The organism is Methyloversatilis sp. RAC08, assembly GCF_001713355.1.
Classification (GTDB): Bacteria; Pseudomonadota; Gammaproteobacteria; order Burkholderiales; family Rhodocyclaceae; genus Methyloversatilis.
This window is the reverse complement of record NZ_CP016448.1, coordinates 2,790,238-2,810,515: the sequence shown is the minus strand read 5'-3', so window position 1 is coordinate 2,810,515 and position 20,278 is coordinate 2,790,238. Positions and strand designations below refer to the sequence as shown.

20 protein-coding genes are annotated in these 20,278 nt (G+C 65.5%); 7 read left to right on the top strand and 13 right to left on the bottom strand.

Annotated elements, in window-relative coordinates; genetic code table 11:
- The first annotated feature begins 109 nt into the window (after positions 1-109).
- The 3 genes from norR to BSY238_RS12895 all read left to right on the top strand — a co-directional run bounded on the left by norR (position 110) and on the right by BSY238_RS12895 (position 5,893).
- The gene (gene norR, locus BSY238_RS12905; protein WP_069040665.1) at positions 110-1,636 is read left to right on the top strand and encodes a nitric oxide reductase transcriptional regulator NorR; all 1,527 of its coding nucleotides are present in this window, start codon (positions 110-112) and stop codon (positions 1,634-1,636) included.
- Between the two features lie 176 nt (positions 1,637-1,812).
- Positions 1,813-5,190, top strand: a complete 3,378-nt coding sequence (locus BSY238_RS12900) for a transglutaminase family protein (protein WP_069039500.1) — start codon at positions 1,813-1,815, stop codon at positions 5,188-5,190.
- Positions 5,191-5,515: 325 nt separating this feature from the next.
- Entirely contained in the window at positions 5,516-5,893 is a 378-nt protein-coding gene (locus BSY238_RS12895) for a YbaN family protein (protein ID WP_083224043.1), read from the top strand.
- Between the two features lie 4 nt (positions 5,894-5,897).
- Here BSY238_RS12895 and BSY238_RS12890 read toward each other — a convergent pair whose 3' ends face one another.
- Entirely contained in the window at positions 5,898-6,992 is a 1,095-nt protein-coding gene (locus BSY238_RS12890) for an alkene reductase (RefSeq protein ID WP_069039498.1), read from the bottom strand.
- A 138-nt stretch (positions 6,993-7,130) separates the two neighbouring features.
- Positions 7,131-7,394 (bottom strand): hypothetical protein, encoded by a 264-nt coding sequence (locus tag BSY238_RS12885; RefSeq protein ID WP_150123943.1) that lies wholly within the window; start codon positions 7,392-7,394, stop codon positions 7,131-7,133.
- A gap of 103 nt (positions 7,395-7,497) precedes the next feature.
- Between BSY238_RS12885 and BSY238_RS12880 the strand changes: the two genes are divergently transcribed.
- On the top strand, positions 7,498-8,424 hold the full coding sequence (locus tag BSY238_RS12880) for a LysR family transcriptional regulator (RefSeq protein ID WP_069039496.1): 927 nt from the start codon (positions 7,498-7,500) through the stop codon (positions 8,422-8,424).
- On the opposite strand, the gene BSY238_RS12875 is transcribed toward BSY238_RS12880, so the two are convergent.
- From BSY238_RS12875 to BSY238_RS12855, 5 genes are all read right to left on the bottom strand, one after another.
- On the bottom strand, positions 8,391-8,702 hold the full coding sequence (locus tag BSY238_RS12875) for a DUF3253 domain-containing protein (RefSeq protein ID WP_069039495.1): 312 nt from the start codon (positions 8,700-8,702) through the stop codon (positions 8,391-8,393). The two genes, BSY238_RS12880 and BSY238_RS12875, sit on opposite strands and share 34 nt — an antisense overlap.
- On the bottom strand, positions 8,666-9,499 hold the full coding sequence (locus BSY238_RS12870; protein ID WP_069039494.1) for a sulfurtransferase: 834 nt from the start codon (positions 9,497-9,499) through the stop codon (positions 8,666-8,668). The genes BSY238_RS12875 and BSY238_RS12870 overlap by 37 nt, the downstream gene beginning before the upstream one ends.
- A gap of 5 nt (positions 9,500-9,504) precedes the next feature.
- Positions 9,505-9,855 carry an STAS/SEC14 domain-containing protein gene (locus BSY238_RS12865; protein WP_069039493.1) on the bottom strand — a complete coding sequence of 117 codons (351 nt, stop codon included), beginning with the start codon at positions 9,853-9,855 and terminating at the stop codon, positions 9,505-9,507.
- 19 nt (positions 9,856-9,874) lie between these two features.
- On the bottom strand, positions 9,875-10,723 hold the full coding sequence (locus tag BSY238_RS12860; RefSeq protein ID WP_069039492.1) for a DMT family transporter: 849 nt from the start codon (positions 10,721-10,723) through the stop codon (positions 9,875-9,877).
- An 89-nt stretch (positions 10,724-10,812) separates the two neighbouring features.
- On the bottom strand, positions 10,813-11,916 hold the full coding sequence (locus BSY238_RS12855; protein ID WP_069039491.1) for an aromatic ring-hydroxylating oxygenase subunit alpha: 1,104 nt from the start codon (positions 11,914-11,916) through the stop codon (positions 10,813-10,815).
- A 193-nt stretch (positions 11,917-12,109) separates the two neighbouring features.
- Between BSY238_RS12855 and BSY238_RS12850 the strand changes: the two genes are divergently transcribed.
- From BSY238_RS12850 to dxs, 3 genes are read left to right on the top strand one after another with little or no spacing between them, the layout of a single operon-like run.
- Positions 12,110-12,364, top strand: a complete 255-nt coding sequence (locus tag BSY238_RS12850) for an exodeoxyribonuclease VII small subunit (protein ID WP_069039490.1) — start codon at positions 12,110-12,112, stop codon at positions 12,362-12,364.
- On the top strand, positions 12,357-13,253 hold the full coding sequence (locus BSY238_RS12845; protein ID WP_069040664.1) for a polyprenyl synthetase family protein: 897 nt from the start codon (positions 12,357-12,359) through the stop codon (positions 13,251-13,253). Before BSY238_RS12850 ends, BSY238_RS12845 begins: the two co-directional genes overlap by 8 nt.
- A gap of 2 nt (positions 13,254-13,255) precedes the next feature.
- Positions 13,256-15,145: a 1-deoxy-D-xylulose-5-phosphate synthase gene (gene dxs, locus BSY238_RS12840; protein WP_069039489.1), complete on the top strand. Its 1,890-nt coding sequence runs from the start codon at positions 13,256-13,258 to the stop codon at positions 15,143-15,145.
- 92 nt (positions 15,146-15,237) lie between these two features.
- On the opposite strand, the gene rplS is transcribed toward dxs, so the two are convergent.
- The 6 genes from rplS to BSY238_RS12810 all read right to left on the bottom strand — a co-directional run bounded on the left by rplS (position 15,238) and on the right by BSY238_RS12810 (position 20,167).
- Positions 15,238-15,621 (bottom strand): 50S ribosomal protein L19, encoded by a 384-nt coding sequence (rplS, locus tag BSY238_RS12835; protein WP_069039488.1) that lies wholly within the window; start codon positions 15,619-15,621, stop codon positions 15,238-15,240.
- Between the two features lie 123 nt (positions 15,622-15,744).
- On the bottom strand, positions 15,745-16,386 hold the full coding sequence (trmD, locus tag BSY238_RS12830) for a tRNA (guanosine(37)-N1)-methyltransferase TrmD (protein WP_236952629.1): 642 nt from the start codon (positions 16,384-16,386) through the stop codon (positions 15,745-15,747).
- A gap of 71 nt (positions 16,387-16,457) precedes the next feature.
- The gene (gene rimM / locus BSY238_RS12825; RefSeq protein ID WP_069039487.1) at positions 16,458-16,979 is read right to left on the bottom strand and encodes a ribosome maturation factor RimM; all 522 of its coding nucleotides are present in this window, start codon (positions 16,977-16,979) and stop codon (positions 16,458-16,460) included.
- 20 nt (positions 16,980-16,999) lie between these two features.
- Positions 17,000-17,236 (bottom strand): 30S ribosomal protein S16, encoded by a 237-nt coding sequence (gene rpsP / locus BSY238_RS12820; protein ID WP_069039486.1) that lies wholly within the window; start codon positions 17,234-17,236, stop codon positions 17,000-17,002.
- An 88-nt stretch (positions 17,237-17,324) separates the two neighbouring features.
- A complete protein-coding gene (locus BSY238_RS12815; protein WP_069039485.1) occupies positions 17,325-19,250 on the bottom strand; it encodes an ATP-binding protein in 1,926 nt (641 codons plus the stop codon).
- Positions 19,247-20,167, bottom strand: a complete 921-nt coding sequence (locus BSY238_RS12810) for an ABC transporter substrate-binding protein (protein WP_069039484.1) — start codon at positions 20,165-20,167, stop codon at positions 19,247-19,249. Before BSY238_RS12810 ends, BSY238_RS12815 begins: the two co-directional genes overlap by 4 nt.
- Positions 20,168-20,278 lie beyond the last annotated feature (111 nt).

The following is a 20,278-nucleotide window of genomic DNA, read 5'->3' as shown; positions in this document are numbered from 1 at the left end:
CGCGCCATGCCTCTGAATCAAATAAAATCAACAACCTATAAAAAGTAAGGTATTTTTAACCCCAAGTTGAGATGGTCTTTGGAACCATAATCGGGTTATTAGCACCATGATGGAATCTCTGCTGCTGGCCGATCTGGTGTCGGACCTGCCGCCCGCCGTGCGCCTGCAACGCCTGGTATCGAGCTTGCGCACCCACTTCGGCTGTGGGGCGGTCGCGCTGCTGAAGCTCGAGGAAGACAGCCTGCGCCCGCTGGCGGTCGACGGTCTGGTGCGCGAAACGCTGGGGCGGCGCTTCGTCGTCGGCCAGCATCCGCGACTGGCGACCATCCTGTCGCGACGCGACATCACCGCCTTCGACCACGACAGCACGCTGCCCGACCCCTACGACGGCCTGCTCGACACCCGCGTCGGCGAACCGCTGCCGGTGCACGACTGCATGGGCACCAGCCTGCACGTCGAGGGCCAGACCTGGGGCGCGCTGACGCTGGACGCGCTGCAGACCGGCACCTTCACCGAGGCGGCGCGCGACGACCTGCGCCGCTTCACCTTGCTGGTCGAAGCCGCCGTGCGCGTGACCCGGCTCGAGCAGGATCTGCACGCGCTGCGACTGTCGCGTGGCGGCGAACGGGCCGACGCGCAGGGCGCCAGCGCGGACGAAGCAGAAATCGTCGGCCACAGCGAGGTGATCCAGCGCCTGCTGCACGAAATGAAGGTGGTGGCCGATTCGGAACTGTCGGTGCTTCTGCTCGGCGAAACCGGCGTCGGCAAGGAGTTGTTCGCCCGCCACCTGCACCGTCATTCGCGCCGCGCCGCGCAGCCGCTGGTACATGTCAATTGCGCCGCGCTGCCCGAATCCCTGGCTGAAAGCGAGCTGTTCGGCCACGTGAAAGGTGCGTTCTCCGGCGCCACCGCCGACCGACCGGGCCGCTTCGAAGCAGCGGATGGAGGCACGCTGTTTCTCGACGAGGTCGGCGAACTGCCGCTGACCGTGCAGGCCAAGCTGCTGCGCGCATTGCAGAACGGCGAAATCCAGCGCCTGGGCGCCGACCAGCCGCGACGCGTCGATGTACGCGTGATCGCTGCCACCAACCGCACCCTGCGCGACAGCGTGCGCGACGGCGCCTTCCGCGCCGACCTGTATCACCGGCTGTCGGTGTATCCGGTGCCGATACCGCCACTGCGCGAGCGCGGCAGCGACGTACTGTTGCTGGCCGGACGCTTTCTCGAACTGAACCGTGCCCGCCTGGGCCTGCGCAGCCTGCGTCTGTCGCCGGAAGCGGAAGATGCGCTGTGCCGCTACCCTTGGCCCGGCAATGTGCGCGAACTCGAGCATGTGATCAGCCGTGCCGCGCTGAAGGCGGTGAGCCGGGGTGCCGCGCGCACCGACATCGTGTCGCTGCCGGCCGAACTGCTCGATCTGGATGGCGTGACCACCCGCGCGGCAACACCGGAGACCTGCGACACGACGTCCGGCGCCATACTGCCGTCCATGCGCGAAGCAATCGATGCCACACAGCGCAGGCTGGTGCGCGCCGCGCTCGATGCCTGTGCCGGCAACTGGGCTGACGCGGCACGACGGCTGGATGTCGACCCGAGCAATCTGCACAAGCTGGCGCGCCGCCTAGGACTCAAATGACAGGCGACGCCCGCTGCGCGCGGAAACGTCATGCACCGGCGAGGTGCGTGCGCCCCTTACTGTGCAGGAGTCGCCGACAGGCTGAAACCAATGACATTGAAAATCATGAACTTGAGTCGCGCACACTAATTGCTTGAGCGCATCAACCCCTTCACTGCCCGCAACCGGAGTATTCCGTGTCCATCCACGTCGCACTGAATCACGTCACTCACTACCGCTACGACCGCCCGGTGCTGCTGAGCCCGCAGGTGGTGCGTCTGCGCCCGGCGCCGCACACCCGTACGCCCATCCTGTCGTATTCGCTGCGCGTCACGCCGGCCGAGCACTTCGTCAATTGGCAGCAGGACCCGCAGTCCAACTATCTGGCGCGGCTGGTGTTTCCGGAGCGCACGCGCGAGTTGCGCATCGAGGTCGATCTGATCGCCGAAATGTCGGTCATCAATCCGTTCGACTTCTTCCTCGAACCGGCGGCCGAGAAAATCCCCTTCGGCTACAACGAAGAGCAGACGCGCGAACTGTTTCCCTATCTGGTCACGCTGCCGCTGACGCGTGACAACGCGCCGAAATTCACCCGCTGGGTCGACGACGCCCGCATGCTGTTCGGCAGCAGCGGCAAGCCCAGCGTCGATTACCTGGTGGCGCTGATCCAGCAGATGCAGGGCGACATACGCTACCTGATCCGCATGGAACCTGGCGTGCAGACGCCGGAGGAAACCCTGCAGAAGGGCAGTGGCTCGTGCCGCGACACGACCTGGCTGCTGGTGCAGGTGCTGCGCCATCTGGGGCTGGCGGCACGTTTCGTGTCCGGCTACCTGATACAGCTCACCGCGGACGTGAAGTCGCTCGACGGCCCGAGCGGCCCGGAGAAGGATTTCACCGACCTGCATGCGTGGTGCGAGGTGTATCTGCCCGGCGCCGGCTGGGTCGGGCTGGACGCGACGTCCGGCCTGTTCGCCGGCGAGGGCCACATTCCGCTCGCCTGCTCGCCTGACCCGTCGTCGGCGGCGCCGATCAGCGGGCTGACCGAAAAGTGCGAAACCGAATTCGAACACCACATGAAGGTCGAGCGCGTGTGGGAAGCACCGCGCGTGACCAAGCCCTACACCGATGACGCGTGGTCGCGCATCGAAACGCTGGGTCATCGCATCGACACCGATCTGGTGCAGCACGATGTGCGGCTGACCATGGGCGGCGAGCCGACCTTCGTGTCGGTGGACGACCGCGACGGCCCGGAGTGGAACACCACCGCCGATTCGCCGCCGGACAAGCCGGTCAAGCGCCTGCTCGGCGCCGCGCTGCTGGCGAAACTGAAGGCGCGCTACGCGCCGGGCGGTCTGCTGCATTACGGTCAGGGCAAGTGGTATCCGGGCGAACAACTGCCGCGCTGGTCGCTGTCCTGCTTCTGGCGGCGCGACGGCGAGCCGATGTGGACCGATCCCGGCCTGATCGCCGATGAAGCGGTCGATTACAAGCTCACCGCTGAACATTGCGCAACCTTCCTGAACGCGCTGTCGAAGCGCCTTGAAGTGGACGGCAAGTACGTGTTTCCGGCCTTCGAAGACGTCTGGTACTACCTGTGGCGCGAACGCAAGTTGCCGGTGAACGTCGATCCGTTCGATTCACGGCTCGAAGACCCGCTGGAGCGCGACCGCATGCGCCGCCTGTTCCACGACGGGCTGGACAGCGAGGTCGGCCACATCCTGCCGCTGGCGCGCACGCCGGCCGGCAACGCCTGGCAGAGCGGGCCGTGGTTCCTGCGCGACGAACGCTGCTTCCTGATTCCGGGCGATTCGCCGATGGGCTACCGCCTGCCGCTCGACTCCCAGCCCTGGGTGTCGGCCGCCGAATATCCGTGGGTGCATGCACCTGACCCGGTGCAGCGGCAGGTGCCGCTGCGGCCGCAGATCGACATTGCCGTACGCATGCAGAAGCCGGAAGACGACGACACCACCGGGATCGACTTCGCCCCTGCAGGTCCGGCTGCGACCCGTGTATCGGCCCCCGACCGCAAGCCGGAAGCACTCGAATCCGCCGGCTGGATCACCCGCACCGCGCTGTGTGCACAGGTGCGCCACGGCGTGATGTACCTGTTCATGCCGCCGCTGCCGACGCTGGACGACTATCTCGAACTGGTCACTGCGGTCGAACTGACCGCGGCCGCCTGCGGCCACCCGGTGGTGCTCGAAGGCTACGAGCCACCGCGCGATCCGCGCGTCGAGGTGCTGCGCATCACGCCCGATCCGGGCGTGCTGGAAGTGAATATCCAGCCCTATCACTCGTGGGACGACATGGTGGCGGGCACCACCTTCCTGTACGAGGCAGCGCACGAAACCCGCCTCGGGACCGAAAAGTTCATGATCGACGGCCGCCACAGCGGTACCGGCGGCGGCAACCACTTCGTGCTGGGCGGTGCCACGGTGGCCGACTCGCCCTTCCTGCGCCGGCCCGACCTGCTGCGCAGCATGATCAGTTACTGGCACAACCATCCGGCGCTGTCGTATCTGTTCTCCGGCCTGTTCATCGGCCCGACCAGCCAGGCGCCGCGCATCGACGAGGCGCGTAACGATTCGGTGTACGAGATGGAAATCGCGTTCGCCGAAATCGAGCGCCGTTCGCGCGACGCCGGTTACACACCGCCCTGGCTGATCGACCGCATCCTGCGCAACCTGCTAGTCGATGCCACAGGCAATACGCACCGCGCCGAGTTCTGCATCGACAAGTTGTATTCGCCCGATGGCGCGACTGGCCGGCTCGGCCTGCTGGAAATGCGCGGCTTCGAAATGCCGCCGCATTCCCGCATGAGCCTGACGCAGCAATTGCTGCTGCGTGCGCTCATCGCCCGCTTCTGGCAACAGCCTTATGCACCGCCGAAACTCAAGCGCTGGGGCACCGAACTGCACGACCGCTTCATGCTGCCGTACTTCGTGTGGGAGGACATGCGGGACGTGGTCGATGACCTGCGTGCCTTCGGCTACCCGATGGAACTGGAGTGGTTCGCGCCGCACTTCGAGTTCCGCTTCCCGCGCATGGGTCAGTTCTCCGCCCGCAACGTGCTGGTGGAACTGCGCAGCGCGCTGGAACCCTGGCATGTACTGGGCGAGGAAGGTGGCGCAGGCGGCACGGTGCGCTATGTCGATTCGTCGGTCGAGCGCCTGCAGGTGAAGGTGCAGGGGCTGGTCGACGACCGGCATGTGCTGGCGGTCAACGGCCGGCGCGTGCCGCTGTCGCCGACCGGTCGTGTCGGCGAATACGTTGCCGGTGTGCGCTATCGCGCCTGGCAGCCGGCCACCTGCCTGCATCCGACCATACCGCCGCACGCGCCGCTGGTGTTCGATCTGGTGGACGACTGGATGAAGCGTTCGATGGGCGGCTGCCAGTATCACGTGGCGCACGCCGGCGGCCGCAATCACGAAAGCTTCCCGGTCAATTCCTACGAAGCGGAAGGCCGCCGTCTGGCGCGATTCTTTGCCATGGGCCACACGCCAGGCCACGTATCCGCCCCGCCGGAAGACCGCAACCCGAACTTCCCGTTCACGCTCGACCTGCGCCGGTAGCATCGGCGGAAGGACGCGTTGCCGCCGCGAGCGGGCGCCAGGGAGCTTGCTGTGGGAGCTTGCTGTGGGAGCTTGCTGTGGGAGCTTGCTGTGGGAGCTTGCTGTGGGAGCTTGCTGTGGGAGCTTGCTGTGGGAGCGGCGGCCTCGCCGCGATCAGTGCAGCGATGGTCGATGATCAGCGCTCGCATCGCGGCGAGGCCGCCGCTCCCACAGCGGTCGCTCCCACAGGGGTCGCTCACACGGGGATCGTTCGCTCGGGGGGCGTCGCAGGCACAATTGGATTTTGAATCCTGCGCCGGAACCGTTGATCCACTGGACCCGACAATTGCTGTGGCGGCTGCTGGCCGGAGTGGCTGTTCTGCTCGGCGTGATCGGTGCGGTGCTGCCGGTGCTGCCGACGGTGCCTTTTCTGCTGCTGGCAGCCTGGGCGGCCAGCCGGGGCTGGCCGGAACTTGAAGCCAGACTGCTGGCGCACCCGACCTATGGCCCCTACATCACGAACTGGCGCGAACAGGGTGCCATTCCGCGGCGCGCCAAGTGGCTGGCCAGTGCGATGATGCTGTTCAGCGCCACCACGCTGTGGTTCAGTCCGGTGCCGGGGTGGGTGCGCGGCAGCGTATATGTGATGCTGATGGTGGTCGCCGGCTGGATGTGGACGCGCCCCGAACCGGCGGTGCGCCCACTGCCTCAGGGCCCACCCTGAGCGATCAGGCTGCGCCCAGCGCCGGATAGTCGGTATAGCCCGCTGCACCGCCGCCGTACATCAGGTCGGCACGCAAGTCGTTGTGCGGCGCGTTGTCGCGCAGGCGACGCACCAGATCCGGGTTCGAAATGAAGGGCCGGCCGAAGGCCACCGCGTCGATGCCGCCCGATGCGACGGCATCCATCGCCATCTGGCGGTCGTAGCCATTGTTCGCGATCCAGCCACCGTTGAACCGTGCGCGCAGCGCCGCGTAGTCGATCGGCGGCTTGACGCTGGCCGGCGCACGTTCGCCACCGGTCTCTCCCTCGATCATGTGCACGAAGGCGATGCCCAGGGCGGACAGCCGGTCGAGCACGTGGCTGTGCAGCGCCTGCGGATTGCTGTCGAGCGGCGTGTCGCAGAACGTCGTGGCCGGCGACAGGCGAACGCCAGTGCGACCGGCGCCGACTTCCGCCACCACCGCTGCCATGATTTCCAGCAGCAGCCGGGCGCGGTTCTCGAGCGGGCCGCCGTACGGGCCGCTGCGGTCGTTGACGCTGTCGCGCAGGAACTGCTCCAGCAGATAGCTGTTGGCCGAATGCACTTCCACGCCGTCGAAGCCGGCGTCGATCGCATTGCGCGCAGCGCGGCGGTAATCGTCGATCAGGCCGGGCAGTTCATCGTCGCGCAGCGCGCGCGGTGCCGATACATCGACGAAACCGTCGCGGGTGAAGCACTGTGCATTCGGCCGACGCGAAGTGGACGACACCGGCGATGCGCCGCCCGGCAGCAGCGAGGTGTGCGAAATGCGGCCGACATGCCACAGCTGCAGGATGATGCGCCCGCCAGCGGCATGTACCGCATCGGTCACCTTGCGCCAACCGGCGACCTGTTCGGCCGAATGAATGCCCGGCGTATCGAGATAGCCCTGGCCCATCGCACTGACCTGCGTCGCCTCGGCGATGATCAACCCGGCGCTGGCGCGCTGCGTGTAGTACTCGACGGTCAGCGGCCCCGGCACCTGACCGGGCAGCGCGCGGTTGCGCGTCAGCGGCGCCATGACGATGCGGTTGTTCAGTGCGATGTCGCCCAGCTTCAGCGGGTCGAAAAGTGTTGTCATGCAGTACTCCCTTGAATGAAAAGGCCGAACTGCGGAGGCATGCTGCGCCGACCCGAAGCGATCTGCCTTGATCGGGTCTTGCAGCCATCCATACGCGGAACGGAATCAGAATTCTTGCAGCACGATCCTGCCGCGTGCCTAGCCGCTTTCCGGCAGTGCGTGCGCACGGCGCAGGTCGACCGTATTGATGGTGCCGACGTGCTCGCCCAGTGTGCTGCGCAGGCAGCCTGCGTCGTGCGTGCCGCCCGGGCCGTCGATCAGCGCCAGCCCGCCCTGCGGCACCCGCGCCCCGGCCCGCACGGCTGCATCATGCCCGTGCGCCTCGGACGGCGTCAGTTCGATATCGACCAGACAAGCTGCGCGATCCACCGGAAGGTTTTCGTGGAAGGCGACAACTTTCACGGCAATGGCTCGGATCGTACTTTGCGTGGTCACTATGTTAACGTCAGCAGAATCGGTTGATAATCCGCCTTAAACCCAATTCATATTCAAACGATTTTTGAAAATGAAGCTGCGTGATCTCAACCTTTCACAACTCGAACTGTTCATCCGCATCGCCGATGCCGGTTCGCTGAGCACCGCCGCACGCCAGCTCGATCTGACGCCGGCTGCCGCCAGCGCTGCGCTGAAGCGTCTGGAAGCGGTATTCGGCGTGCGTCTGATCGAACGGTCGACGCGCTCGATGCGCTTGACCGCCGAAGGCGAGTTGCTGCGCGACCATGCGCGGCGTGCGCTCGGCGATCTGGACGACGCACGTGCGCTGCTCGGTGCCGGGCGCGAGACCTTGACCGGTGACATCCACCTCGCGGCGCCGTCCGATCTCGGTCGCGGTGCGCTGTCCGCCATGCTGGACCGCTTCATCGCTCAGCATCCGGACGTGCGGCTGGCGCTGTATGTGTCCGACACCGTGCAGGATCTGGTGCGCGAGCGGGTCGATCTGGCAGTGCGCTACGGCGAGTTGCCGGACTCGTCCATGGTGGCGCGCCGGCTGCATGTGACGCGACGGGTCGTCGTCGCCTCGCCGGATTACATCGCGCGTCACGGCGCACCCTCTCATCCATCGGAACTGATGCAGCACAATTGCATTGCGCTGTACCGCAGCGGCCGGCCACATCTGACCTGGCGCTTCGAACACGGTGGCGTCGAGACGACGATCACGGTACGCGGCAACCGGCTGGCTTACGACGGCGCGCTGGTGCGCCAGTGGGTGATCCAGGGGCTGGGCATCGCGACCAAGGCGCGACTGGACGTCATTGAAGACCTGGCGAGCGGCCGGCTGATCGAACTGCTGCCTGACTGGCGCGGCGAGGATTTTCCGCTGCACGCGATGCGGCCTGCAGGCCGCCACATGCCGCTGCGGGTGCGCCGGCTGCTGGATTTCCTCGGTGAGCAATTCGCTCAGGTCGAGCCGGAGGAACGCGCGAGGCCCTGAGCAATACGGATCGGACCGCGCCATTCGCCATCGGCATCGCGCGTCTCACCGGCCTGCGTGATGACGACCCGGCCCTCGCGCGCCAGCCCGCGTGCCACCTCGCGCACGCGTGGCATCAGCGCGCGCCAGTCGGCGGCCAGCGCCCGCGCGACTTCAGACGGGCAGATCGACCGCCCGGCGCCACGCAAGGCGACCTGCGCCAGCAGTTCGCGCGCAATCGTCGCATCGTCGGCGGCGCCGTTCAGCGCGCCACCGGCCGCGCAGGATCGCTGCACCATTCGCTCCACGAACCCGGGTACAGGCGCGCACCGGACAGGCCGGCAAGCTCGAGCGCCAGCAGGTTGTGGCAGGCCGTGACGCCACTGCCGCACTGCATGACGAGGGTCGCCGGATCGCGTCCGTTCGCGATCGCGCACCACTCGGCGCGCAGCATGTCAGCCGGCTTGAAGCGGCCATCGTCGGCCAGATTGAGCTTGAAGAAACGATTGACCGCGCCCGGAATATGGCCGCCGACCGGATCCAGCGTTTCGTTCTCGCCGCGAAAACGGTCGGGCGCGCGCGCATCGACCACCAGCAGCGCGGCGCTGTCGAGGTTGGCCAGCAACGCATCGGCATCCAGCGTGGTTTCGACCGCGCCCTCCGGATAGCGCGTGGCCGGGCGGCTGTGCACGGTCTGGTCGAGCGCGCCACCCGAGGCGCGCCAGGCCGCGAGTCCGCCGTCAAGCACGGCTGCGTCGGCATGTCCGACCCAGCGCAACATCCACCACAGCCGGGCGGCGAACATGCCGCCAGCGTCGTCGTAGGCGACCACGGTGTGCTGCGGTGTGATGCCGCAACGGCCGAGCAGCGCGGTGAAGGCGGCCGGCGACGGCAGCGGGTGACGGCCGTTGCTGCCGGTCTTCGCCGACGACAGGTCGCGGTCGAGGTGCATGAACAGCGCCCCGGGAATATGGCTCTCGGCCCAGGCGGACTCGCCGGCGTCAGGTCGTGCCAGGTCATGCCGGCAGTCGATCACGACCAGGGCGTCGTCGCCGAGGCGACCGGCGAGTGCCTCGGCGCTGATCAGCGGGCCCATGGCGCTCACACCGTCTCGGCGAGCCAGGCGCGCGCGCTGGCCTCGTCGTCGAACACGGTCACGTCGGCATCGACGAACACCTGCGACAGCCAGGCCGTCCAGACCATCCACGGACTGCCTGCGATGACCGCGATACGGCCGAAATCGTGGCTGTGCGCGCGGGCGAAGCGCAGTTCCTCGAGCGCCATGTCGAGCGTGAAATCGGTCATCTGGCGCAGGTCGATCAGCAGATTGACCACGCCTTCGAACTTGATGCGGTAATTCACCAGGTCTTCGAACTCGCGGTAATCCGCCAGCGTGAATTCGCCGAAGGCGGACACCGTCACCAGATTGCCTTCGGACTCGGTTGCGATCATTTGAAATCTCCTTGTAGAACTATGACTTCACCGGCGGCGGCCTGAGCAGCGCAAGCAGGCCGCTGGCAACGATGAGCAGCATGCCCAGCCAGACTACTGCAGACGGCACCTCCTGCCATAGCAGGATGCCGTAAAGCGTCGAAAAGGCGACCGTCGTGTAGGCCAGACTGGCCGACACCAGCGTACGTCCCCCCTTGTAGGCGGCGGTCATGCACAGCTGAGCCGCCGTGCCGAACACGCCGACGCCGCCGAGCAATGCCCAGGTGCGTGCCGAATGGAAGTGGAAGCCGCCGTCGGCCAGTGCCCACAGCGCGCCCAGCACGGCCGAACAGGCCGAGAAGTAGAGCACGATGCGCCACTCGGGTTCGCCCAGACGCCCCAAATCGCGCACGCTCAGATAGGCGATGGTGGCGATCAACCCGGAGCCCAGCCCGAACAGCCCGCCGACCCACTGGTCGCTGCCCAGCGTCGGCTGCAGCACCAGTACGACACCGGCGAAACCGATGACCAGCGCCAGCATCAGCGGGCGTGACAATTCGCCCGAAGCGGTGAAGCCCAGCCAGGCGGCCATGAACAGCGGCGAGGTGTAGTTCAGCGTGACCGCAGTCGGCAGCGGCAGCAGCGAAATGGCCTCGAAGTACAGGATGAGCGACACGGCACCCGACACGCCGCGCTTCAGATGAACGCCGGCGTGCGGCGTGGCGAAGTCGGCGCCGCGCAGGCGCATCACCACGGCCACCAGCAGCAGTGCGATGAATCCACGGTAGAAAGCGATTTCCGACGCCGGCAGCGCATCGCTCGCCAGCTTCACGCACACGCCCATCGACGCGAACAGAAGGCTGGCCAGTACCATCCACAGCGACTGCATCGTCAGACCCTCAGCTGCACAAGGAAGCAGGGCACCGGTGTGCCCCGTCCCGCACGAGGCACCGACCAGGGCTCACGGGCATCCGGCCGTCACAGATAGTCGGCCATTTCGCGGCGGTACCACTCGTGGAAGTGCTGCATGCCATCTTCCATCGGCGACTGGTAGGGGCCGGTTTCCGAGCGGCCCTGCTTCATCAGCGCGCGCCGGCCGGCATCCATGCGTTCGCCGATTTCGTCGTCCTCGCGTGCCGTTTCCATGTAGGCCGCTCGTTCGGCTTCGATGAATTCGCGCTCGAACAGTACGATTTCTTCCGGGTAATAGAACTCGACCATATTGAGCGTGCTGTCCGGGCCCTGCGGGTACAGCGTGCTTACCACGAGCACGTGCGGATACCACTCGACCATGATGTTCGGATAGTAGGTCAGCCAGATCGCCCCATGCGGCGGAAGCTCGCCCTGGTAGTAGTCGAGCACCGCGCGGTGCCAGCGTTCGTAGGTCGGCGTGCCGGGCCGCGCCAGCCGATTGTTCACGCCGACCCGCTGCACCGAGTAATCGCGTGCAAATTGCCAGCTCAGGTCGTCGCAGGTGACGAACTTGCCCAACCCGGGGTGGAAGGGCTCGACGTGATAATCCTCCAGATAGACCTCGATGAAGGTCTTCCAGTTGTAGTTGCACTGGTGCATTTCGACGTGATCGAGCCGGTAACCGGAAAAGTCGAAATCCGGCGCGACCTGCATGCCGGCCAGATCGGCGGTGATGTCGCGCTGGCTGGAAAACAGCAACCCCTTCCAGTTCTGCAGAGGCTGTCGCTTCAGGTTCAGGCAGGGCGTATTCGGGAAATGCGGTGCACCCAGCAATTCGCCACGCGTGTCGTAGGTCCAGCGATGGACGGGACAGACGATGTTGGAAGCGTTGCCGCGCCCCTTCATCATCAACGCCTGGCGATGGCGGCACACGTTGGACAGCAGTTCGATGCCGGACGCGTTGCGTACCAGCATGAGTGCATCGTCGGCCCAGCCCAGGGTCTGATAGTCGCCCGCGTCGGGCACCATCAGTTCATGCCCCACATAGCCCGGCCCGTTGTCGAACAGCACGCGCTTTTCGAGTTCGAACAGCGATGCATCGACGTACCAGGACACCGGAAACTGAGTTTGCGCCGGTTCCAGACGGGTAATGGACTGCAGATCGGACATTCCCCAACCCCCGAAGTCAAAGTTGGAAAACCGCGCGCCGGCCTGCGCGGAACACACGGCACAAGAAAGTCTGTGCACGGATGTGCTAGGGCCGGGTGCGCGTGACAAAGCCGGTGAGTATAACCAGATGCAGGTTTGACCGCCCGGGGTGGATCAGCTATTTTTCGCGGTCCAGCCAGCGCCCGTACCCAGCATGATCCGAAAATCGGAAGCGGCGTCAGAACCCGCCAGCTTCGAGACTGCCATCGAAGAACTCGAATCCATCGTGCGTGCGATGGAAGACGGCAAGCTGCCGCTCGACAGCGCGCTGGAGCGTTACCAGCGAGGCGTTGATCTGGTGCGCCACTGCCAGTCGGCGCTGAACGCGGCCGAACAGAAGGTGCAGATACTCGAAGACGGGTTGCTGCGCGATTTTCCGGCCGATGCAGCCGCGCGTGGCGATGACTGACGCCGGACCGGTTTTTCGCGACTGGGTGAGCGCGGTACAGCAGCGCACTGAAAGCGCACTGGACCGATTTCTGCCGCCGGACACGATCGCCCCTGCCCGATTGCACGAAGCCATGCGCTACGCCGTGCTGGGCGGCGGCAAACGGGTGCGTCCGCTGCTCTGTCACGCGGCAGGCAGCCTGTCCGGCGCATCGCCGGACGTGCTCGACGCCGCCGCCTGTGCGCTCGAACTGATCCACGTCTATTCCCTCGTGCATGACGACATGCCGTGCATGGACGACGACGTGCTGCGCCGCGGCAAGCCCACCGTGCATGTGCAGTACGATGACGCGACGGCGCTTCTGGTCGGCGACAGCCTGCAGTCGCTCGCCTTTCTGCTGCTCGCGGAACACTGTTCGGTCTCCCCGGCCACGCGGGTCGCGCTGATCACGCAACTCGCCGTTGCATCCGGGTCGCGCGGCATGGCTGGTGGTCAGGCGATCGATCTGGCATCGGTCGATCTTGAACTGGACGTCGAAGCGCTCGAATTCATGCATATCCACAAAACCGGTGCGCTGATACGCTGTGCGGTGAAACTGGGTGCCGCCTGCGGGGAACTGGACGCAGTCGGCACGGCGAAGCTGGACCACTACGCGGCACGGGTCGGGCTGCTGTTCCAGGTGGTGGATGACCTGCTCGACTGTGAAGCGAGCACGGCGGCGCTGGGCAAGACTGCGGGCAAGGACGCCGCGGCGAACAAGCCGACCTATGTCACCACGCTGGGCATTGGCCGGGCGCGCGAACGCGCCCGCGAACTGCACGACGAAGCGCTCGACAGCCTCACCGGTTTCGGCAACAAGGCACAACGCCTGCGCGAACTCGCCGATTTCGTGCTGACACGGCAGAACTGAACATGGACAGATCCTTGCAAACGACAAGCGCCTACCCGCTGCTCGACACCATCGGCTCTCCGGCCGACGTGCGTGCGCTCGATGTGCGCGACCTCGCGCCGCTGGCGGCCGAACTGCGCAGATTTCTGCTCGAATCGGTATCACGCACTGGCGGCCACCTGTCGTCCAACCTCGGCACGGTGGAACTGACGGTCGCGCTGCACCATATCTACAACACGCCGCACGACCGCATCGTCTGGGACGTGGGCCATCAGACCTACGCGCACAAGATCCTGACAGGGCGGCGCGACCGCATGTCGACACTGCGTCAGTATCAGGGCGTGAGCGGCTTTCCGCGCCGCTGCGAAAGCGAGTACGACACCTTCGGCACCGCGCACTCCTCGACCTCGATCTCCGCGGCGCTCGGCATGGCCGTTGCCGCCCGAGCACAGGGGCTGAAGCGACACAGCATCGCGGTGATCGGCGACGGCGCGATGACAGCCGGCATGGCGTTCGAGGCGCTGAATAACGCAGGCGTGGAAGACGCAGACATTCTCGTCATCCTCAACGACAATGACATGTCGATCTCGCCGCCTGTCGGCGCGCTGAACAAGTACCTGACGCGCCTGCTGTCCGGCCAGACCTACAACGCGGCGCGCCGCGCCGGCGCGAAGGTGCTGGAGCTGGCACCGTCGTTGAAGGAATTCGCCAAGCGCGCGGAGGAACACGTCAAGGGCATGATCACGCCCGGCACGCTGTTCGAGGAATTCGGCTTCCACTACTACGGCCCGATCGACGGACACGATCTCGACGCACTCATTCCGACGCTTGAAAACCTGCGCGAACTGCCTGGACCGAAGTTCCTGCACGTGATCACGAAGAAGGGCTACGGCTACAAGCTGGCTGAAGCCGATCCCATCCTGTACCACGGCGTCGGCAAGTTCGACCATCACGCGGGCATCCAGGCGGCAAAGGGCGCAGGCAAGCTGACCTACACCCAGGTGTTCGGCGACTGGCTGTGCGACATGGCGGCGCTGAGCGACAGGCTGATGGCGATCACGCCGGCGATGCGCGAAGGCTCGGGCATGGTGCGCTTCGCCCAGGAATACCCGGCTCGCTACTTCGATGTCGGCATCGCAGAGCAGCACGCGCTGACCTTTGCCGCCGGCATCGCATGCGAAGGCATGAAGCCGGTGGTCGCCATCTACTCGACCTTCCTGCAGCGCGCCTACGATCAGCTGATCCACGATGTCTGCCTGCAGAATCTTCCGGTCATGATGGCCCTCGACCGTGCCGGTCTGGTGGGTGCCGATGGTGCGACCCACCACGGTGCATTCGACCTGTCCTACCTGATGTGCCTGCCTAACATCGTCGTGATGACGCCGAGCGACGAAAACGAGTGCCGGCAGATGCTGTACACCGCCTACCTGCACGAAGGCCCGAGCGCGGTGCGCTATCCGCGCGGCAGTGGCCCGGGCGTGCCGTTGCAGAGCGACATGCGCGCATTGCCGATCGGCAAGGGCGAACTGCGCCGTTCCGGCGACGGCGAAGTCGCCCTGCTCGCATTTGGCGCCATGGTCACACCGGCGCTGGCAGTGGCCGATGAGTTCGATGCCAGCGTGGCGAACATGCGCTTCGCCAAGCCGCTCGACACGGCGCTCGTGATCGAACTGGCACAGCGCCACGCGGTGCTGGTGACGCTGGAAGAGAATGCGCTGATCGGCGGCGCCGGCAGCGAGGTCGAGCGGGTGGTCAACGACGCCCGGCTCGCCTGTCGCGTGGTGCGCATCGGTCTGCCCGACCGCTTCGTCGATCACGGCGACCCGGCACAGCTGATGGCGGAGGTCGGTCTGGATGAGGCGGGCGTGCGGGCTCGGGTGCGGGCTGCGCTGCAGCCGCTGGATGCCAGCTGACATCAGCGCGAAGCCAGACGTGAAAAAGGGACCGCAAGGTCCCTTTTTCATTATCGCTGCGGGGGGCGCCGAAGCGCCCCGCAGGATGGCTGTCAGTCCTGCTTGGCAGCCGGTGCAGCGCGGCGAACAAGCTTTTCCTTGATGCGCGCCGACTTGCCCGAACGCTCGCGCAAGTAATACAGCTTGGCGCGGCGCACGTCGCCGCGACGCTTCACCTCGACCGATGCGATCAGCGGCGAATAAGTCTGAAACGTCCGCTCGACGCCTTCGCCGCTGGAAATCTTGCGCACGATGAAATTCGAGTTCAGGCCGCGATTGCGCTTCGAGATGACCACGCCTTCGTAAGCCTGGACGCGCTTGCGCTCGCCTTCGACCACGTTCACGTTCACGATCACCGTATCGCCCGGCGCGAAGTCGGGAATGTTCTTGCCCAGACGGGCGATTTCTTCCTGCTCGAGCTGCTCAATCAGATTCATTGCAAAAACTCCTGGTCAGTGGCGTTGCCTTGCCGCAGAGCACCTGTTCCGTGATGCGCGCATTTATTGAAGTGATCCTTACCGCAACCACCCTCTCTACTTCAACCGCCTTACTTCATCTTTCTACAGCAAGTCCGGACGACGCTTGCGCGTCAGTGCCAGAGCCTGTTCCGCCCGCCAGCGCCGGATGCGGGCATGGTCACCCGACAACAGCACCTCCGGCACCGTTTCGCCTTCCCACGTTTCCGGCCGCGTGTAGTGCGGACAATCCAGCAGGCCGGCAACGAACGAATCCTCGACTGCCGAATTCGCATCATTCAGCGCGCCCGGAAGCTGGCGGATGATGGCATCCATCAAAACCATCGCCGGCAATTCACCTCCGGACAACACAAAATCACCCAGCGATATTTCCAGGTCGACATGGCGATCGATCAGGCGCTGATCAACCCCTTCATAACGACCACACAACAGAACCAGTGCCTGCGCGCCCGCCAGTTCCATCACCCGGCGATGCGTCAGCCGCTCGCCCGCCGGTGAAAAATGCACCACTTTCACCGCGCCGCAATGGCGCGCCCGGCACGCCGCGATCGACTGCGCGAGCGGTTCCGCCATCATCACCATGCCGGGACCACCGCCATACGGACGGTCATCCACGGTACGGTGGGCGTCGGTCGCGAAATCACGCGGATTGACGTAATTCGCCCGCCACAACAGCCGTTCCATCGCGCGTCGCGTGATGCCGCTGCGTTCGATGGCCGCAAACATTTCAGGAAACAGCGTGATCACCTCGAAGGCGATGCCCGCCGTTCCGGCAGCTTCGACAGCGCCATCAGGGCCTACCACTGTGCATCCCACTCGACGCAAACCACTCCCGCTTCGCGATCGACATCGGTCACCACGGCTGACACAAAAGGAATCAGCCGTTCTACCGGTTCTTCGCCCGGCCGGGCATCGACCACGACCAGCACGTCGTCAGCACCGGTTTCCAGCAGCCGATCGATGTGACCGAGCGTCACGCCCGCACTGTTCACGACCATCAGACCGATCAGGTCGCCCCAGTAGTACTCATCCTCTCCGGTGTCCGGAAGTTCATGGCGCGGCACCGCTACATACAGGCCAACCAGCTTTTCCGACCCGTTACGGTCGTCGCAACCTTCGAACTTCACGACCGGCCCGGTATTCTGCAGTTTCAACGCGGCCAGCTTCAACGTGCTCCACTGCGCCACAGGCGCATCGGCATCGGCATGAACATGCCAGTCACGAATCCCTTGCCAGGACTGAGGGTCGTCACCGAAAGCATGCAACCTCAACCAGCCCTGCACGCCAAACGGCGCCGACAGCCGCCCGAGGACGACCATGGTGCTCGCCGAGCCGGAAATCAGGCGACCTTCTTGACCAGACGGGCGACCGTCGGGCTCAGTTGCGCGCCGACGCCAGTCCAGTAGGCCAGTCGTTCAGCGTTGACCGACAGGCCGGTGCCTTCCGGAGCGATCGGATTGTAGTAACCGACGCGCTCGATGAAGCGACCATCGCGACGATTGCGGGAATCGGTCGCAACGATATTGAAAAACGGGCGCTTCTTGGCACCCCCACGCGCGAGACGGATAACGACCATTGCACTTCCTTCGAAACGAGGAAAACCCGCGATATTAGCGAAGAACCCACTACGCAGCAAGACATTCACCACGCAAGCTCGATCGTCATCAGGCGACCGGGTTCTGTGACTGCGCAAGAACCTGCTGGATCAATGCGCGCAGCCGCGCCGGACGCACCGGCTTGTGCAACACCGGGTAGCCACGCGCCGTCGCCATGCGCCTCACTTGCGGATCGGTGTCACCGGTTACCAGCGCGGCGGCGATCTCACCCTTCTGCTCGGCGAGCAGCGTGTCGAGCACGTCGATACCGGTGGCAACGGCTGCGAGCCGAAAATCGCACAAGACAAGTGCCGGCGCCTTGTCGCGCTGCCGGATCGCATCGCGCGCTTCGGACAGGGTTCCGGCACACAGCACCTCGCAGCCCCATGAGGCAAGCAGACCGGCGATGCTGGTGCGGGACCCCGGATCGTCGTCGATGACGACAACGAACAGCGACAGCCGGTCGGGCATCACGTCCGGCACGTCTTCGGGCGTCGGGCGGTTGCCGCTTTCGACGCGAGGCACTTCGATCGCGAAGACCGACCCGACACCGGTCCGCGAGCGCACGGTCACCTCGTGGCCGAGCAGTCCGACCAGCCGCCGCACGATCGCCAGCCCGAGCCCGAGACCCTGGCCACGCGCGCGCGCCGGATTCTGCAACTGGTAGAACTCCTCGAAAATCATCTCGAGCGCCTCGTCGGGGATGCCCGGCCCCGAGTCGCGCACCTCGATGCGCAGCTGATCGCCGCGACGTCGTACGGCAATCAGCACGCTGCCTCGCTGCGTGTAGCGCACGGCGTTGGATACCAGATTGATCATGATGCGTTCAAGCAGCAGCGGATCGGTATCCGCCCATGCGTCGGTCGCGCGCAGCTTCAGGCGCAATCCGCGCTGCAGTGCATCCGCTGCGAAATCATCGACGATGCGGGACAACAGCGGTTGCAGCGCGAATTCCGAACGACGCGCCGTCACGCCGCCGGCGTCCAGCTTCGACATGTCCAGCAGCGCATCGAGGAGGTCTTCCATCGCGCCGACTGATTCCTCGATCTGCCTTATCAGGGAACGATGCTCCGAACCGCGCAAGCGTTCGGCCAGTTCGGCAACGAACAGTCCGAGCGCGTGCATCGGCTGGCGAAGGTCATGACTGGCCGCTGCAAGGAAGCGCGACTTCGCGTGATTGGCGCGCTCGGCATCATCGGTTCGGCTGCGCAGCTGGCGGGTCGCGTCGGCGACTCGCGCTTCAAGCTCGTCACGCGCACGAGTCAGCCGCTCGGCCATGTTGTTCACGCCTTCGCCGAGTATGCGCAGCGACCCGCCTCCCGCCACCGGCACACGTTCGTCGAGATGACCGTCGCCGATGCGCCGGACGACGCGCGATACTTCCCGCACCGGTCGGGTCACCGTATGGCTGATGCGGATCGCAAAGGCGCTGGCCGCCAGCAGCGCGCAGGCGATGACGATCGCACTCGTCACGGCGAAATCGGTCTTCAGCGCATCGACCCGCTTGCGCGACACTTCGACCAGTACCCACCCGGCGGGGCGATTGTCGACCGAGCCTTCGGTCAGTCCGTCGAACATGTCCTGATCCCCGATCACCGCACTGCGCACGATGGGCTCGATGAACAGGGTCGACGATTCAAGTTCGACCAGTGCCAATCCGGCCGGCCGGGCACCGGGCACATAGGCTTCCCGGCTGAGCAAACCGCCCGACACCACGAGGTCTCCGTCGCGATTCGATACCATGATGCCGGTGACGTCACGTTCCCGCCGCGCGGCCTCGATCAGCGCCACCAGTGCATCGGTGTTGCCGGAAAACACACCGTAGTCGGCGGACGCCGCAACCTGACGCGCAGTGGCGTGACCCCGTTCTACCAGAGCGCTTTCGAGCGCGGCCAGGCGATCCAGCACCAGCCACACGCCACCGACAAGGCCAGATACCAGCAGGGGCGCAAGTGCCACCAGCAGAACGCGGGATCGGATTCCCCAGTGCTTCATGGCGATTTCTCCTGCTGCACCAGCTGGTCGCGCAAGGCTTCGGCATCGGCGATCCGCAGGCCAAGCGAGCGTGCAACATGGGTATTCACCGACACCGTGAAGTGACGGGGAAAGCGCGCAGGCGGCCAGCTGCGTTCGCGTGTCCAGCCGATCATCGCGTCGGTGGCCTGTCTCGCCATCTGTTCGGGCGTCGAGTAAAGCGACATCACTGCGCCGGCACGTACGTAGGCGGCGGAAAATCCGACTACCGGTATGCGGGCACGGAAGGATGTAAGCAGCAGATTGCGCACGGTACCGGCGTTGTGCACGCGCGGATCCGGCAGTGCAAGAAACAGTTGAGACTGCTCGAGCACCTGTGTGAGCGACGAGAAAAGCGACGCCTCGCCGGTAAAGGACGCAGACACCAACTGGAGCGGCGTGCCGGTCATCGCCTCGCGCAGCGGCTGCAGGCGTTGCGGCGTATCGGCATCAGCGACCACGCCGATGCGCCGCACGTCGGGCAGTGCCAGACGGATCAGCGCCACCTGGCGCGAAAATGGCTGATCGATATGGATGGCCGACCACCTGCGCGCATCACCGGCAACCAGGGCTTCGTAGGCCGCCTTCGGCACCAGCGTGGACAGCACCGGTACCTTGACCTCGCTCTGCACAAGCGTGCGCAGCGCACTCGCACCGACCGCGACCACAAGATCATGCGGCTCGAGCGCTTCCGGCGAAAAATCTGCCCGCGACAGCACGGCGATCGAATAGCCGCCACGCGCGCCGCGCTCAGCCTTCAATGAATCGGCAAACTCCGCGTAGGCGCCCCCCGGTTCACTGAGCAGGACCAGCACGGACGCCGCGAACGCGGCTGGCGCACCAAGCAGGAGAAAGGCGCACAGCAGCGCCCTGGCCGCCCGGGAGAACCGGGAGCGCATGGACCACCGGGCGGGTGTAGGTGCCGACGCAAGCACGTGAACGCGGTACTGCCCCGACGCTGACTGAAGACACGATGAGTATGCTGCAAGGCTCACGCGCAAATCATCATC